Here is a 16,179-nt window from a genome sequence, read left to right as displayed (position 1 = left end):
ATGAGTCATCCGTCGGTCGCGCGTTCTCAGTCGAATCACCACGCGGCCGCACCTTCTACAGTGTACCTCCGCGACGCTGACTCGCACTGAAGTGCCAGATCCATCGAATACATCATCACAATAAAAAGGACCGTGACTGATTGTCACGGTCCTTTTCGAATTTCAGAGAGAATGGAAGTTCAACACTTCACTCCGCTCGTTGAATTCAAGCTTAGCCTTCGGTGCTTTCGCCGCCGAGAGTGAACAGTGGGCCTGAACCGCCAGCGGTTCCACCCTTGAGTTCACGTGAAGCTCCTTCGCCGCCAGATGTTGCTGCTGGAGCACCTGGAACTGCTGCGTCATCCTGAGGAATCTCAGCGTCCAGCTTCATGCTCAAGCCGATCTTGCGATCGCTGGTGTCAACGCGAAGGATCTTGACGTCGATCTCGTCGCCGACATTGACGATGCCTTCAGCTGTCTTGGAGTTGTCTCCACCAGTCAGCTCGGAAACGTGGAGCAGACCTTCCAGCTCTTTGTCCAGTTCAACAAAGACACCGAAATTGGTGATCTTTGTGACCTTGCCCTTGACGATTGCGCCAGGCTGGAACTGAGTTGGGATACGGCTTTCCCATGGATCTTCGTCGAGCTGCTTGAGACCGAGAGCGATTCGCTTGCGTTCTTCGTCGACAGAGACGACGACGCATTCGATTTCATCACCCTTCTTAAGCATTTCGCTCGCGTGGGAGATCTTACGGGTCCAGGACATGTCGCTCACGTGCAACAGACCATCGACACCTTCTTCGAGCTCGATGAAAGCACCGTAGTTGGTGAGGTTGCGGACAGTTCCCTTGACATGCTGGCCAACTGGGTACTTGTCGGTGACGTTGTCCCAAGGATTTGGCTGGGTCTGCTTCATACCCAGTGAAATTTCCTGCTTGTCGGTGTTGATGCCGAGCACCACCACTTCGACTTCGTCGCCAATCGCCACCATTTCTGATGGATGATTCAGGCGGCGTGTCCAGGACATTTCGCTGATGTGAACAAGACCTTCGATCCCGTCTTCGAGCTTGACGAAGGCACCGTAGGTCATCACGTTGACCACTTCGCCCTTGACGCGGGAGCTGACTGGGTACTTCTCAGCAACATTGTCCCATGGACTTGCAAACTTCTGCTTGAGTCCCAGGGCGATCTTCTCTTTGTCGCGATCGACATTGAGGATCATGACTTCGATTTCGTCGTCGATCTTGACCATCTCGGATGGATGGTTGATACGGCCCCAGCTCATATCGGTAATGTGGAGCAGACCGTCGATTCCGCCCAGGTCGACGAACGCACCGAAATCGGCGATGTTCTTGACGATACCCTTGCGGACCTGATTCTCGGTGATCTCGGACATCAACTTGCGCTTCATTTCAGCGCGTTGTTCTTCGATCAGGCGACGACGTGAAACGACGATGTTCTTACGAGTGTCGTCGATCTTGAGGATCATACACTCAATTGTGTTGCCGACGAATTCGCCGATGTCAGCTGGGCGACGCACGTCAACCTGGCTGGCTGGCAGGAACACGTTGACACCGCGCTGGCCGGAGGTGGAAACTGACTCGCCGATGTTGACGAGCAAACCACCTTTGATCTTGCGAACGACCATCCCCTTGATGGTGTCCCCTTCGCCGTAACGGCCAACAACCCAATCCCAGTCCTTCTGGCGATCGGCTTTGCGCTTGGAAAGAAGTACCAGCCCGAAATCATCTTCGATTTCCTCGAGCAGGACTTCGATCGTATCTCCGACTTTGGGTTTTTCTTCGTCTTCGGCCCACTCGTTGAGCGAAACCATTCCTTCGCTCTTGTAGCCGATGTCCACCAGAACTTCGTCCCCTTCAATGCTGAGGACTTTACCGTGGACGAGTTGATTGGAATCGAAAGGACTCGAGGTGCGTTCGTAAACGCGATCCATCGAATCATCTCCGCTGGAAATCCAGTCTGCGATTTCGCCGCCCATGATGGCGTCGAGATCAGCGTCATCAACCAGAAATTCCCGAATCAGATTACGATTAACCATTAGAAACCTTGTTTTGCCGTTATTGGCGACATCTCGCCGCAAGCTGTTCCTACGCAGAATCAGCTGCCATCCAAAATGTCAGTGTCACAGGAGTCTTTAACGCGATGAACCCCCAAGGGTTCTTCTGAAAAACGTCAACGACATCCCTTGCAACGATGACAGCACCACGAGACTCACAGTGCATTTGCCATCGCTGCCTCACCATCTGATTCGTGCAAATCAACTTGGACTCGTCAGAGGCAATCAGCGACGATCTGAACCGCTCCCAGCGACTCACTGCCTTCAGCGAACCACCGAAAAGTGCCTTCGAAATTCAGACCAATCCACCGATTCCGGTACAACCCGTAAAACGGGCTTCCCCGGGAGAATCAGGCACTTTATCACATCATTGACTAACGATGCCAGCCGCTTCTGTAATAATAGTAGGCAATTGGAGAATCTTGCCGCACTTTCGCGGGGAGGATTCCACACTAGCATCACTCACCAACTTGTAATTTGATGGATCAAACTCTCGAATCAGTAGCTGATCCGGGTCAATCCCGGGTTCGCTTCGATCGATTCGCACGAAAATCCACCCCACCATTTCCGCCCCATCCTCAACGAATATCGGCAAAATGAGCGACAACACTCCCTTTGAAATCGTCGAACAGGTCATGTCGGCAGAAGGCGGACAGGCCACTCTCACTAAACTCTGCGATATTCTACAAGAGAAGCGAGAATGGCATAACCTTTTTGATGCACGAATGTTACACGCCAAGAGCAACCTTGGACTTTCACTCGCTCGTCCGACCAGCCTGCAGGATGTCCCCGAGACGCACCGCAAAGCGATGGAAGAGGTTTACCTGGCTGCCGCCCGCGAGGCAGGAACAGGCTTTCTGGAAGACGGCGACATTCCCAACGCATGGATGTACTTCAAAGTCATCCGCGACCACGCTCCGGTCGCAGCAGCCCTCGAAAAACTCCCCAACTCTGGTCAGGAATATGGGGAAATGGATCGGATGATCCAGATCGCACTCTACGAGGGGGTCAACCCACTCAAGGGAATCAAAATGCTGCTGAAGGGGCACGGGGTCTGCAATACGATCACCGCGCTGGATCAGGTGCTTCCGCAGTTGGAGCCAGCTCAGCGGCTTGAATGTGCCAAGCTGATGGTGCGCACAATTTACGAAGAACTGACAGCATCAGTCAGAAGACATGTCGAAGAGCGCATCCCAATGCTCCCGCCAAACCTCCCGCTCGACAAGTTGATTGCAGGTCGGGACTGGTTAACTGAAGGAGGAAGCTATCACATCGACGTCTCCCACCTCAGTTCCACCGTTCGATTTGCCCATTCCATCGAAGCGCCCGCTCCTGAGCTGGAAATGGCACTTCACCTCGCCCAGTACGGTTCCAGGCTGGAACCTTCCCTACAGTATGGCGGGGAACCACCTTTCAATGACATGTACCCGGCCCATATCCACTTCTTCAATGTCCTGCTCGACAAGAATCGAGACGCTGGCCTGAAGTACTTCCGCGATCAACTCGACGCTGAACCGGATGAACAGGACAAGCCGATTTACGCCTATGTTTTGGTTGACCTGCTCATTCGATGCGGCAAGTTGGACGAAGCAGTGGAGATCGCTGAACGCTATCTAAAGAACGTGGGCGAAGAAGTGAACGTCTCGTTCGATGAACTCTGCGTCAACGCTGGACGTCTGGACATTTTACAGAGAGTGCGTAAGGAGGAGGGGAATCTCGTCGGCTTCGTCGCTGCCCTCGTGAGGTCGAAAAAGTAGAGGCTGCAAGAGATGCCATTCTATTGCATTCTTCAATTTAATATTCCACCGAACATCGTTGCCAGCTGCGCGACAACGGTGCGAGGGTGGAATATTTCAGCACATTTCGCAGCGGTCGTGCCCTCTCAACAAAGGGGGCCATCGCAGCAAAATCCTCGCTGCGAATTTCTCTCCCTCAGGAAATCCGACAAAATTCTCTGATTTTCTGTCTATCTCGTCCGTTGTTCGACGCCGTAGAATCCACGAAATCCAAATCGGCTTCGCGGATAGTTGGAATGAATCGCCTGCGTCTCGAGATGCTTCCTCAACCGAACGACACCACATGCGGGCCAACCTGCCTGCATGCGGTCTACAACTATTACGGGGATAAGGCAGCACTCGATAGCATCGTTTCTGAAGTTGGTCAGCTGGAGCAGGGGGGAACGCTCGCTGTCATTCTCGGAAGCCATGCACTGCGTCACGGCTATGACGTCAAACTCTACAGCTATGACCTGCAAGTCTTTGATCCGACATGGTTCCGCGAAGATCGCGACATCAATCTTGAGGAACGCCTACGCGCTCAAATGGAGGCGAAGAGTTCGACACGCCTACGTGCAGCGACTTTGGCGTATATTGATTTCATCCGTCTCGGTGGAAAACTCCGCATGGAGGTTCTCACCATCGAGTTGATTCGTCGTTATCTGAAGAAGCAGATTCCGATACTCACCGGGCTCAGTGCCACATTTCTCTACGGGGAAATGCGCGAGTATTGCCCCGAAAACCCTCCGCCCGGAAAAACCACTCTCGCAGACGATGTGAGAGGACTTCCAGCGGGACATTTCGTTGTTTTATGTGGATACGACCCAGAGCGCCGCACTGTACTTGTTGCTGACCCGCTCGAAGCGAATCCTTTTGCCAAGGACCGGCTCTACGCAGTGGACATTGATCGCGTCTTCTCAGCCATCATGCTGGGCATCGTGACTTATGACGCAAACTTGTTGATCATTCGTCCAAAGAACCATAAGGGAGTTGTGGGGAATGCCCGCACTGATCGTGACAGATAAAGTCGAGGACTGGCCGGAGGAGATCCCAAACGTAGAAATTGTAGACTCTTGGAGGTATGTCACCGACGAAGAGTTTGCTGGCCGTCGCAATGTCAAACTCTTCAACCTCTGCCGATCGCTGAAATATCAAAGCACAGGGTACTACGTCTCCCTGCTCGCAGAAGCACGGGGACACAAACCGATGCCTGGGGTCATCGCCCTGCAGGATCTGAAATCACCAGCAATGATCCGATTCGTCGGCGAGGAACTGGAAGATCTGATCCAAAAATCACTTGAACCACTCCAATCGGATGAATTCGAGCTAAGCGTCTATTTCGGTCGCAACATGGCGAAACGCTATGAACGATTGAGCCGACAGCTTTTTAACATGTTCCAGATCCCACTGATGCGATTTCGTTTTGCAAAAGACGGCAGTTGGGAAATCCGCAGTGTGAAAGCACTGGGAACCAATGATGTCCCCGAGATGCACCGAGGATTCATGATTGAGTCCGCTGAAAAACACTTCTCCGGGGGCTCCAATGCCCGTCCTAAGCAAAAGCGTTTCCGCTTCGATCTTGCCATTCTTTACGATCCAGACGAAAAGGATGCCAGCCCATCCAACGAAGGGGCGCTCAAGAAATTCATCAAGGCTGGCGAGCAACTTGGAATCAATTGCGAGCTGATTACCCGCGACGATTATGGCCGTTTGATGGAGTACGATGCTCTCTTCATTCGTCAGACGACGGGAATCAATCACTACACGTATCGGTTTGCACGAAGGGCCGCCAACGAAGGCTTGGTTGTCATCGACGACCCGGTATCGATCGCACGCTGTACAAACAAGGTCTATCTCGCCGAATTGCTCGGGCGTCATAAGATCGCGATGCCGGAAGGACTGGTCGTTCATCGTGACAACGCCGATGAAATTGCGCAGAAACTTGGTTTCCCATGCGTCCTCAAGAAGCCAGACAGCTCCTTCTCCCAAGGGGTCGTTAAGGTCAAAAATGAAGAAGAGCTTCAGCTTCGGCTGAAAGAGTTCTTTGCCCAGTCTGAACTGCTTGTTGCTCAGAAATTCCTTCCGACAACCTTCGACTGGCGGATCGGTATTCTTGATCAGAGACCGCTGTTCGCGTGCCAATATTTCATGGCTCCCAACCATTGGCAGATCATCCACTGGTCGCAGCAGGGAGATGATCGATACGGAAACTTCAAGACGCTCCCTGTCGAACTCGCCCCCAGAAAAGCGGTGCAGATTGCACTCAAGGCGGCCAATCTCATCGGCGACGGCTTCTACGGTGTCGATGTGAAAGAATCTGAAGGGAACTACTACGTCATCGAAGTGAACGACAACCCGAATGTGGATGCGGGTTGTGAAGACGAAGTGCTCCGTGACGACCTCTATCGTCGAGTAATGGAGTCGTTTCTCCGGCGAATTGAACTGTCGAAAGCAGGCTCGATTCCTAAATATTAAGCGACGCATTCGCAATTGGTCACCGAGAGTTTTCGGGTGAACTCCGGATCAATACTTCGTCCCTTGAATTGACAACTTACACATGAACTGGATCGCGATTGCAATTGGCGGCGCACTTGGAGCGATGGCGCGATATTCACTAAGCAGCCTGGTACTTCACCGATTTCCACTTGGAACATTTGTGGCGAATGTCGCTGGCTGTTTCATCATCGGAATTGTGATGGCAGCCGTTACAAAAACTGGCTGGCCGGGACCTGTTGGCAGGTCATTTCTGGTCACCGGATTTCTCGGCGGCCTGACAACTTTTTCGACATACGCCTATCAAAGTTGGGAGCTGACTCATTCAGGTCAATTTGGATGGGCGTGCCTGAATGTCATCAGCAACCTCGCTGTCGGGCTCCTGACAGTCTGGCTGGGAGTCGTCGTCGGTGAGTACTTTACGACACATTCAGCAACACATTGAGCGAGAACCAGACAACGTCATTTACTGTGACGCCATTAATCAATTCGGAATGAGCCCGTTTCGTTTTCTCCAATGTTTCCCTGTCCTTTTCCTACGTTCATCGCCAGCGACATGCTCCACCTTTTCCAGGCATTTGGTATCGAACTCGAATACATGATCGTGGACAACGAGACACTCGACGTCCTTCCGATATCAGATTTTGTGCTGAAAGATGAACACGGGGAACCGACTTCAGAACTGGAGCAGGGGGAGACTTCCTGGTCGAACGAATTGACTCATCATGTCATCGAAATCAAAACGAACGGTCCCGCTGCTGAGATCCCCCCCCTTGCCTCGCAGTTCCAGAACGACATTCAGAGAATCAACCAACTGCTGGCCCCGGCAAACGCGAGGCTGCTTCCGACCGCGATGCATCCGTGGATGAATCCGGATCGCGAATTGCAGCTATGGCCGCACGAATACCACACTGTCTACGAAGCGTTCGACAAAATATTCGACTGTCGCGGACATGGTTGGGCGAACCTGCAAAGTATGCACATCAACCTGCCATTTTCTGGGGATGTCGAGTTTGCGAAGCTCCATGCAGCGATCCGATTGATTCTGCCTTTTCTCCCCGCTATCGCAGCCAGCTCCCCGTTTATGGATGGAATCCCCACTGGGTTGATGGACACCCGAATGGATGTTTATCGAAAGAACTCCAAGGGGTTCGCGACCATTGCAGGGCGAATCATTCCGGAGCAGGTTTTCGACGAAGCCAGCTATGATCGCGAGATTTTTCAACCGATGTTCCGCGACATCGCTCCGTTCGATCCGGACGAAGTGCTTCGCAACGAGTTTCTAAACGCACGCGGGGCGATCGCCCGCTTTAGCCGCGGGGCCATCGAAATTCGTGTGATTGACGTGCAGGAATCTCCTCGCATGGATATCGCAATTGCCGCCCTGACAACTCAAGTCATTCAATTGTTGGTCAAGGAAAACTGGACCTCGCTGGCAGAGCAGCAGGACATCACCATTGATGACCTCGAACCGACTTTCCTGAGCGCTATCGCAGACGCAGGAAATGGTGCGATCTCTAACGCCGCGGTCCTTAAACAGTTCGGAATAGACCTCACCTCGATCACACTCAGAGATTTCTGGCGACTTCTCTTCGAAGAGGTCTGTCGCCAGAAGCCTCTGTTCCGATCAACGCATGGAGAAGAAATCGAAGTCATTCTCAATGAAGGTTGTCTTGCCAGCCGGATCATTCGATCGATGCACTTGCCCTCCGATCCTGAAGAGCAGAGAGCAGTCTATAAAAAACTTGCGGACTGTCTTCACTCCGGCTCAATCTTCCACGCAGAATCCATGAACTAATTCGGACGTTTGGCAAGCGCCTCTCGATGGATTTTGGGAGCACTCCAAACTCCAATAACAGGATCTTTGGCCGCAAATTGTGGCAGGCAGCGCGATGAACCTTCTCTTCACATGCGAACACGGTGGAAATTCGATTCCCCGGGAGTACCGCTTCGCATTTCGCGATGCAGTGACGGCGCTTCAATCGCATCGCGGTTACGACCCGGGAGCACTGGAACTCGCCCGCCGATTCGCCAAACAATTTCAAGCGCCGCTGGAGTTTGAAACTCGTTCCCGATTGCTCATTGAGTTGAACCGCACATTGGGCCATCCTTGCATCTTTTCAGAATTCAGCCGCACCCTGCCAGCGAATGTTCAAACGACGCTCATCGACGAAATCTATTTGCCGTATCGCCAACGGGTCATGGACCATTTCTCCGTCCTCACCCAAACAGGACCGACCCTTCATCTTTCAGTCCATTCGTTCACACCAGTAATGAACGGCAAAACTCGTCGCACTGAGATTGGCTTATTGTTCGATCCCGCAAGGACACTCGAATCAACCATTTCCGCTCGGTGGAAGAAGCTGCTGAAAAAAGCCCTTCCGAACAGGGCCATTCATTTCAATCTTCCCTATCGTGGCACGTCTGACGGCCTGACTACCGCCCTCAGAAAGCAGTTCCCAGAAGGGAAATACGCCGGAATCGAATTAGAAATCAACCAGAAATTTCCTTTGACAGATAGCGTTGCCTGGCGGGAAATCCAGACAGCACTTCTTCAGACGTTGGCGGAACTTCTTTGAAAGATTTTCGCTTGAATGCGATCATCGATCCGAAGTGAAATCAATCTTGCCCGCAAGTCGCAAATCTCGTTACAGTTTGAACCTAACACCAAACTTCGCTCAAATTTGCTTCAACGGACTGAAGAGATTTACAAGGCATGCTGAACCGGCTTCGAGACTGGCTTTGCCCTGACCTAGGGATCGATCTGGGAACAGTGAATACGCTCATCGCTGTTCGCGGTTGCGGCGTTGTCCTCGATGAACCGACCGTTCTCGCTCTCGAAAAGAAAACACGCCGCATCCTTGGACGTGGAGCAGCGATTGGGAAACTCGCTCGCCAAATGGTCGGACGCACCCCCGACAACATTATCTCTGTCCATCCGGTTCGGCATGGTGTGATTACAGATTTTGAGCTGTGTGAAGCGATGCTTCGCTACTTCATTCAGAAGGCGGCCCGTCAGTCTGGCGGCATGCGTCCTCGATGCATTGTGGCTGTGCCATCAGAGATTTCCGCGGTCGAAAAACGTGCCGTTTACAACAGCGTTGAACGAGCAGGAGCAGGGCGTATCTATCTCATTGAGAAGGCCAAGGCTGCCAGCATTGGAGCGGGACTACCGATCAGCGAACCGCTCGCCAGCATGATCTGCGATATCGGCGGCGGGACCACGGAATGTGCCATTCTGAGTCTCGGCGATGTCATTGCCAGTAAGTCAATTCGCATCGCAGGAAACGATATGGATGAAGCCATTATCGATTATCTGCGCCAGCACTACTCGCTGCGAATTGGACGTCCGAGCGCGGAACAACTGAAAATCGAAATCGGAAGTGCCGCTCCACTTGATACTGAACTATCGACCGAAGTTCGCGGTCTCGACAGCATGAGTGGGATTCCACGGAAAGCGATCATCACCAGCGAAGAGGTCCGCGAGGCTCTGGGGGAATGCCTTTGGAAGATCGTCTCCTGCGTCAAAGCAGCGATCGAACAATGCGATCCGGAACTGATCGGGGACCTCGCCGACACTGGATTAATGCTCACTGGAGGGGGAGCACTTGTCCGCAACATCGACCATTTTTTGCGAGAACACCTCGGAATTCCTGTTCGAGTCGATTCGGAACCTCTAACAACTGTCGCCCGTGGAAACTCGATTTGCCTCGAACACATCGACCAATGGAAGAAGCGATTTCAGACCGAAGGGGCAGGCTTCTGATACTGTTCACTCAGTGAGGTCGCTTGTGTCAGCCAGAATTCGCACCGGGATGCTGCTCCATGAATGAGTCACGATTTCGATCACCGTTACTCGTCTGGACTCTTTGGGCATTCATCTCGCTTGTGCTCGGAACCGGACCTGCAAACATTTCTCCTCGACTGGAGTCTGCGGTCCAGTCGGTTGTCGGATTCTCCCTGAATCTTGTGCGTTTCAGGTCGACAACGGTTGCGAACTCTCCCGATTCCACATCATCCGATCCAGAAATCACTAACAAGCTGCTCGCTCAGAACCGAGCCCTCTCGCTCATGGTCGCAGAACTTCACGAAGAGGTTGAGCAGCTCAAACGATCTGCACCGATAATTCAATCGCAATCCGAAGAACCGCTCCTTTCGATCGACGCTGCCGAAGCACGCGTCATCGGGCAGCGAGGAGAGCGACTCAGCGACAACCTCGAACTGCTCATCTCCCTTGGAAAAGATCAGAAGATTCAAACCGGGGAATTGATTCTTGCAGGGGATGGAGTCCTGATCGATCAGGGAGAACAACAGCGGCTCACGCCGGATCAACTCGTCACTGTCGGTCGAGCATTATTCGGAAGAACAACTCAGGTGGGGAAACAGACGGCACTCATTCAGCCGATCACCAGTGCAGATTTCAAGGTTGCCGTTCGAATCGTGCGTCACTCAGCACTTGGGCCCGTTCAAGGTCCCAAAGGAATCCTGTCTGGAACGGGAAATAGCTGCAAGATCAACGAAGTTCTTGCAACGGAAGCGGTCAAGGAAGGAGACGAAGTATATACGGATCGCTCGGTCTCTCCGGGATCGTTTCCGATTTACTGCGGTCGGATCGTCAACGCTGTCGTGGCCCCGACGGCAAACACTTGGACGATTGACGTACAGCCTCTTCACACGCCGGACAAGGTGCCTGCAACCGTCTCGGTCCTGCGAACACAATTGAATCCGGTTCGGATCGAACTGCTTCCTGCCGAGTGAACTTCTGCAGGTTCCCCATTTCAGCGGCCAGTTAACAGTGAATCGCCGTCCAATTTGACTCCTCGCCTTGGTTGTGTCACGCTATAAACAGAACACAAGACAACGACCGTTGTCAGATGAATCTAACCTGAACCGTCAATGTGGTTTAGGAACAGAGTCGGAATGCCACGGGCAGGAGAGAACATGTACTTGAAGATGGCCCGCCGGGTATTGTTCGAAACAGACAAACGATTGCTCTGGAAGTTGGCTTACAATTTTGGCTTCAAGGGGGCACTCTCCGTCCAGCGATTCAAGCGCCGAATGAAAAAAGGAGAGTACTTTCCTCCCTTCTTGTACGTCTCGGTGATCAATAGCTGTAATCTTCGCTGTCAGGGATGCTGGGTCGATGTCTCCGCGAAGCAGCAGACGATTGACTTGAAAGCGATGAACCGTCTCATCACAGACGCCTACCGGGCAGGCAACTCCTTCTTCGGAATCGTCGGGGGGGAGCCATTCATGCACCCTCAACTACTCGACATCTTCAGAGCTCATCCGAACTGCTACTTTCAAGTCTTTACCAACGGTCATTTCATCACCGATGAAGTCGCTCGCGAGCTCCGTAAGATCGGCAACGTCACTCCGCTGATCAGCGTCGAAGGGACGGAACTGATTAGCGACGAACGTCGCGGTCGTGCGGATGTCCTTTCCAAGACGATGGCCGGGCTCAACAATTGCCTGAAGCACAAGCTGCTCACTGGGGTCTGCACCAGTGTTTGCCAGACAAACTTCAACGACTTCATTGATGAGAAGTGGATTGACACACTCATCAAAAAAGGTGTGCTTTACACTTGGTTCCATGTGTACCGTCCGATGGGGCCGAAACCGGAACCGGGCCTCTCATTGACCCGCGAGCAACAGACCGCGATCCGCAAATTCGTTGTCGAAATGAGAGTCAAAAAGCCGATCGGAATCATTGATGCCTATTACGATGGTGAAGGGCAGGCGCTCTGTCCGGCCGCTGCGGGGTTGACGCACCACATCAATCCTTGGGGCGGCATTGAACCGTGTCCGATCGTGCAATTCGCCAAGGAGTCCATCCACGATGAACGCCCGATCGATCAGGTGATCTCGCAATCGAAGTTCCTCGCAGAATTCCGACGTCTCGCTGCCACGACAACGCGCGGTTGTATTGTGCTCGAACGCCCCGACCTGCTTCACGATCTCGTTGTTCTGCACGATGCTGGTGACCAGACTGCCCGTAAGTCTGCTCACGCAGAACTCCAGGCGATGACGCCGCGTCCGTCACAAGGAACTGCAACCGAAGAAATCCCAGAGCGCAGCTGGGCCTACCGAATTGCCAAGCGTCTCTTCTTCAACGATTTCGGTGCCTACGCCAATCTGCCTGCCAATCGCTCTTAATCAGATCGTGCCCCAGGCTGGGGCCTCGATCCGATTCAGAGTCGCCGCAGAATTTCTAACAGCATTTCCAACAGCGAAGAGCTATTCCTTCGCTGTCGGAGCGCGCTGCCGTTCGACTTTTTCGAGTTCTTCACTGAGGTCCTGATTCAGATCGAGCCCAGCGGTCTCATCACCAGACCCCAGCTTGATCACCCAGGTCTCACAACGGTCGTACGCCACAGAAGCGGAATCGAACTGGCAGTTGAACACATGACCGCCGGATTCCTGATCTTTGCTCAGGAAATGCCAGTGATATCCGGGGATGCCAATTCCCGTCACCCACTTAGGACTGCGAATCCCGATCATCGTCCCTTGAATCGATTTTCGTTCCCACTCCGATTGGGTTTTCACAACTTCCGAGAGCGTTCGAAACGGAGGGACCTGTTTCGGGACCGCGCGGAGGTAAATGTGATCGAAATGCCCGTCGATACGAATCGCGACGAACGCATCTTTGGAAGGGAGTCGGCCGTCGAGAAGCGTCTCGAGTTGTTCCAACGATCCAATCGGTGGGCAGACAAACCCGTCCTCACCCTGAAACGGTGTCACGACAGCAAATGGGGTTGTCAGTCCTTCTGCACATTCAACAACGCTGCCATCGGAACGCGCCTGAAACGCTTTGCCATCCAGAATGATCAGCTCTCCATCCAACTGATCCACTGTTCCTAAGCCGAAGTCACCATCCTTCAACACATCCTGGACAGGCACTGTTCCGTTGAATTGCCCCAGCATTAATGCGTTAATCACAGAGACCTGAGTCAGTTGCCTGGACTGAGCAGCGTCGGCGGCGAAGCAGAGAGTCGCGTTTCCTGAGACCAATACGAGCAGGATGCTCAGCGTCACTCGCTTCATAAGCGATGATGATAATTTTGGTCTAAATGAGTGTTTCCCACGCACCAGTGAAAGGGAGTGTGAGGATCGAGTCATGGATAACATATTGAGCCCGCAGCTAAGCACTTGAGCATTGATATCGCATCCACACTACGGGAGACGACAACCGATAGAAGCTCTCAATTCAGAGTCGATTGTATCGCATTCGCTAAAATTATTGAGCCAGTTACTCGCAACATTTTCCTCGGGAACTTCGGCTACGTCTCGACAGCTTCTTCAATGAACAGAATACCTGCTGCTGGATAGCAACATCACGAATTGACTGACCGGAACATCCGGAAGCGCGATTCGAATTCTCGATTTGGACAGTCGGTTTCAGAAAATGGAATTTGAATTTCAACCTCGGCAATCCATATATGAGAGAGCGGTCCTACATCACGACACTGAAACCGCACCTCCGACCATTTCCTTCAGACTCGCGTAGTTTCCTCCTCACCACATTCAGATTAAGGGCAATTTATGCTGAATCTTTCGCTCCGTTCTATTTTTGCACTCAGCTCGGCATCAGCTGTCGCACTGGCAACCCTTTCCAGCCCAGTGGCAGAGGCATGTACTCGCGCTGTGTACTTTGGCAAAGAAAGACAGACCGTCACCGGCCGAACGATGGACTGGGCGGAGGAGATGCAGACAAACCTCTGGACATTTCCTCGCGGCATGAATCGAAATGGAGGACTCGAGAAGGGTTCGTTGGAGTGGACAAGCAAGTACGGGAGCGTTGTCGCCTCGATCTATGAAGGGGGCACAGCAGACGGCATGAACGAGAAAGGACTCGTCGCCAACATGCTGTACCTCGTCGAATCTGAATACCCTGCCGAAACCGACACTCGTCCAGCGGTCGTCATCACAGCCTGGGCACAATATCTCCTCGACAACTTCGCGACGGTGGAGGAAGCGGTCAAGGAAGTTGAGCAGGATAAAATCCGGATCGTCCCAGTGGTCGCCCCCAATGGCAGCAAAGGAGCAGTGCATCTTGCTATTTCAGACCCGACGGGAGATTCCGCAATCTTCGAATACGTGAATGGCGAGCTGATCATCCATCATGGCCGCCAGTATCAGGTCATGACCAACTCTCCAACGTACGATCAGCAACTTGCTCTGAACAAGTACTGGGAAAGCATCGGTGGAACAGTGATGCTTCCGGGAACCTCGCGGGCTGCCGACCGGTTCGCTCGCGCTTCCTTTTTCATTAACGCATGCCGACAAAGTGCTGACCCACGGGAAGCAGTCGCCTCCGTGTTCAGCGTCATGCGAAGTGTCAGCGTCCCACGCGGAATTTCTGTGGAAGGACAACCAAACATCTCATCCACTCTTTGGCGAACAGTCAGCGATCAAAAGAACCTCGTTTACTTCTACGAGGGGACATTCAGCCCATCGGTGCTGTGGGTTGACCTCAAGCAGATCGATTTTTCTCCAGAAGCTGGCGTCCGTAAATTGACACTCGACGGATATCCCGATACAGCTGGAAATCAGTCCAAAAACTTCAAACCAGCAGCCGCTTTTAAATTCCTTGCACCGGAATAATCAGCTGACTCTTAGTTGAATCAAACTTCGATCTGCCGGAAATCCACACTCGATTTCCGGCAGATTTTTTATTGGGCGCGACTTACTCGACAGGCTGATGCACTTTGCACATCATGTGAAGAAAAGCAACGACCGAATTTGATCACTGAATCGCAGGTTTTTTGATGAGTTTGACGAGGGAATACAGAGGACACGGACTCACATTCAAGTACCCGAACGGGTGGGAACTGACTGAAGAGCCGGGTGAGGATACGTTTACCGTCAGCGTGACTGACATGGGGACATTCTGGTCCGCAACCGTGCTGCAAGGGCGTCCGCTCGCCTCGAAAGTTCTCTCCGAGGCTGTTGAAGCGTTCGACAGCGAATACGACGACGTCGATGAGTATCCAGCGGAATCAATTCTCAGTGGAATGAAAGCATCAGCGGTCAACCTCGAGTTCGTCTCGCTTGAACTGATCAATTGTGTCTATCTGAGAGCAGTGGAAATCGGGAGTCGCACACTCTTCGTCATGGCACAGGTGACTGACCATGAGCGAGAAGAATATGAACCGCTATTTGAAGAGATGTCTGCCAGCCTTGAACTGGGAGACGACGATTCCGTTGAAGACGACCTGAGTGATCTTCCGGATGTTGACCTGAATCTCGACGAAGAGAATCGCGGCCCCGAGCCAGGAAATCTATTCCTGCCCCCGGGAGAATAAGTGACGAAAATTACAGCCAACTGCGAACAATGAAGTCTGCTAAATACCGTCGGTGATCAAACGTAAAAGGCACAAATCGGGTTGATTTGTGCCTTTTTTCATGATTCAACTTGCGTAGCGGGATCCCCTACGAGATCTCCCCTTCGAACTGTTCGATGATCACATTCTTCTCATTCAGAATCGCCACTTTCGGTTTGTGCTGCAGCGCTTCTTCCTGTGTCGCGAACGCAAACGACATAATGATAATGCGATCGCCTTTGTGAGCGTGTCGAGCCAAGGCTCCGTTCATCTGCATCACGCCGGAACCGCGTTCGCCTTCCAGTACGTAGGTTTCGCCCCTGTGACCGTTGGCGCTGTTTGCAATGAGTACCTGCTCATAAGGAAGCAGGCCGACCGCGTCCATAATGTCCCGGTCGATGGTGATGCTGCCGTGGTAATGCAACTCCGTTTGGGTGACGGCTGCCTGATGGAGTTTCGATTTGAGAAGTCTAAGGAGCATTCCAGCGAGCGTTTCAACAAATGACAGAACGATGAATCAGTGACTGATTGT

At 52.6% G+C, this 16,179-nt stretch carries 14 protein-coding genes; 11 read left to right on the top strand and 3 right to left on the bottom strand.

Features of this window, described 5'->3' with window-relative positions:
* Positions 1-211 precede the first annotated feature (211 nt).
* Entirely contained in the window at positions 212-2,038 is a 1,827-nt protein-coding gene (locus tag SH668x_RS11000) for a 30S ribosomal protein S1 (protein ID WP_437185110.1), read from the bottom strand.
* Positions 2,039-2,652: 614 nt separating this feature from the next.
* On the opposite strand from SH668x_RS11000, the gene SH668x_RS10995 reads away from it, so the two are divergent.
* From SH668x_RS10995 to SH668x_RS10955, 9 genes are all read left to right on the top strand, one after another.
* Positions 2,653-3,813, top strand: a complete 1,161-nt coding sequence (locus tag SH668x_RS10995; RefSeq protein ID WP_437185109.1) for a hypothetical protein — start codon at positions 2,653-2,655, stop codon at positions 3,811-3,813.
* A 275-nt stretch (positions 3,814-4,088) separates the two neighbouring features.
* Positions 4,089-4,856, top strand: a complete 768-nt coding sequence (locus tag SH668x_RS10990) for a cysteine peptidase family C39 domain-containing protein (protein ID WP_437185108.1) — start codon at positions 4,089-4,091, stop codon at positions 4,854-4,856.
* On the top strand, positions 4,831-6,306 hold the full coding sequence (locus tag SH668x_RS10985; RefSeq protein ID WP_437185107.1) for a RimK family protein: 1,476 nt from the start codon (positions 4,831-4,833) through the stop codon (positions 6,304-6,306). The genes SH668x_RS10990 and SH668x_RS10985 overlap by 26 nt, the downstream gene beginning before the upstream one ends.
* An 82-nt stretch (positions 6,307-6,388) precedes the next feature.
* A complete protein-coding gene (gene crcB / locus SH668x_RS10980) occupies positions 6,389-6,769 on the top strand; it encodes a fluoride efflux transporter CrcB (RefSeq protein WP_437185106.1) in 381 nt (126 codons plus the stop codon).
* Positions 6,770-6,841: 72 nt separating this feature from the next.
* Entirely contained in the window at positions 6,842-8,122 is a 1,281-nt protein-coding gene (locus tag SH668x_RS10975) for a carboxylate-amine ligase (protein ID WP_437185105.1), read from the top strand.
* A gap of 94 nt (positions 8,123-8,216) precedes the next feature.
* Entirely contained in the window at positions 8,217-8,903 is a 687-nt protein-coding gene (locus SH668x_RS10970) for an N-formylglutamate amidohydrolase (RefSeq protein WP_437185104.1), read from the top strand.
* A 137-nt stretch (positions 8,904-9,040) separates the two neighbouring features.
* Positions 9,041-10,090 carry a rod shape-determining protein gene (locus SH668x_RS10965; RefSeq protein WP_437185103.1) on the top strand — a complete coding sequence of 350 codons (1,050 nt, stop codon included), beginning with the start codon at positions 9,041-9,043 and terminating at the stop codon, positions 10,088-10,090.
* A 59-nt stretch (positions 10,091-10,149) separates the two neighbouring features.
* On the top strand, positions 10,150-11,082 hold the full coding sequence (gene mreC / locus SH668x_RS10960) for a rod shape-determining protein MreC (protein ID WP_437185102.1): 933 nt from the start codon (positions 10,150-10,152) through the stop codon (positions 11,080-11,082).
* Positions 11,083-11,265: 183 nt separating this feature from the next.
* Positions 11,266-12,480 (top strand): radical SAM/SPASM domain-containing protein, encoded by a 1,215-nt coding sequence (locus tag SH668x_RS10955; protein WP_437185101.1) that lies wholly within the window; start codon positions 11,266-11,268, stop codon positions 12,478-12,480.
* Between the two features lie 81 nt (positions 12,481-12,561).
* Here the strand turns inward: SH668x_RS10955 and budA are convergent, their stop codons facing one another.
* Entirely contained in the window at positions 12,562-13,368 is an 807-nt protein-coding gene (gene budA, locus SH668x_RS10950) for an acetolactate decarboxylase (protein WP_437185100.1), read from the bottom strand.
* Positions 13,369-13,866: 498 nt separating this feature from the next.
* On the opposite strand from budA, the gene SH668x_RS10945 reads away from it, so the two are divergent.
* Both SH668x_RS10945 and SH668x_RS10940 read left to right on the top strand, forming a co-directional pair.
* Entirely contained in the window at positions 13,867-14,928 is a 1,062-nt protein-coding gene (locus tag SH668x_RS10945; protein WP_437185099.1) for a linear amide C-N hydrolase, read from the top strand.
* A 164-nt stretch (positions 14,929-15,092) separates the two neighbouring features.
* Positions 15,093-15,629 carry a hypothetical protein gene (locus SH668x_RS10940; protein ID WP_437185098.1) on the top strand — a complete coding sequence of 179 codons (537 nt, stop codon included), beginning with the start codon at positions 15,093-15,095 and terminating at the stop codon, positions 15,627-15,629.
* A gap of 127 nt (positions 15,630-15,756) precedes the next feature.
* Here SH668x_RS10940 and panD read toward each other — a convergent pair whose 3' ends face one another.
* A complete protein-coding gene (gene panD, locus SH668x_RS10935; protein ID WP_437185097.1) occupies positions 15,757-16,128 on the bottom strand; it encodes an aspartate 1-decarboxylase in 372 nt (123 codons plus the stop codon).
* Positions 16,129-16,179: the final 51 nt, after the last annotated feature.

Origin of the sequence: Planctomicrobium mucosum, from assembly GCF_051466335.1 — a bacterium.
Taxonomy (GTDB): domain Bacteria; phylum Planctomycetota; class Planctomycetia; order Planctomycetales; family Planctomycetaceae; genus Planctomicrobium.
The sequence above is the reverse complement of the archived record's forward strand: the minus strand, read 5'-3'. Positions and strand labels throughout refer to the sequence as shown.

Coding starts and splice junctions, on each gene's coding strand:
- SH668x_RS11000 (WP_437185110.1), bottom strand. CDS start 2,038: ATGGTTAATCGTAATCTGATTCGGGAATTTCTGGTTGATGACGCTGAT.
- SH668x_RS10995 (WP_437185109.1), top strand. CDS start 2,653: ATGAGCGACAACACTCCCTTTGAAATCGTCGAACAGGTCATGTCGGCA.
- SH668x_RS10990 (WP_437185108.1), top strand. CDS start 4,089: ATGAATCGCCTGCGTCTCGAGATGCTTCCTCAACCGAACGACACCACA.
- SH668x_RS10985 (WP_437185107.1), top strand. CDS start 4,831: ATGCCCGCACTGATCGTGACAGATAAAGTCGAGGACTGGCCGGAGGAG.
- crcB (WP_437185106.1), top strand. CDS start 6,389: ATGAACTGGATCGCGATTGCAATTGGCGGCGCACTTGGAGCGATGGCG.
- SH668x_RS10975 (WP_437185105.1), top strand. CDS start 6,842: ATGTTTCCCTGTCCTTTTCCTACGTTCATCGCCAGCGACATGCTCCAC.
- SH668x_RS10970 (WP_437185104.1), top strand. CDS start 8,217: ATGAACCTTCTCTTCACATGCGAACACGGTGGAAATTCGATTCCCCGG.
- SH668x_RS10965 (WP_437185103.1), top strand. CDS start 9,041: ATGCTGAACCGGCTTCGAGACTGGCTTTGCCCTGACCTAGGGATCGAT.
- mreC (WP_437185102.1), top strand. CDS start 10,150: ATGAATGAGTCACGATTTCGATCACCGTTACTCGTCTGGACTCTTTGG.
- SH668x_RS10955 (WP_437185101.1), top strand. CDS start 11,266: ATGTACTTGAAGATGGCCCGCCGGGTATTGTTCGAAACAGACAAACGA.
- budA (WP_437185100.1), bottom strand. CDS start 13,368: ATGAAGCGAGTGACGCTGAGCATCCTGCTCGTATTGGTCTCAGGAAAC.
- SH668x_RS10945 (WP_437185099.1), top strand. CDS start 13,867: ATGCTGAATCTTTCGCTCCGTTCTATTTTTGCACTCAGCTCGGCATCA.
- SH668x_RS10940 (WP_437185098.1), top strand. CDS start 15,093: ATGAGTTTGACGAGGGAATACAGAGGACACGGACTCACATTCAAGTAC.
- panD (WP_437185097.1), bottom strand. CDS start 16,128: ATGCTCCTTAGACTTCTCAAATCGAAACTCCATCAGGCAGCCGTCACC.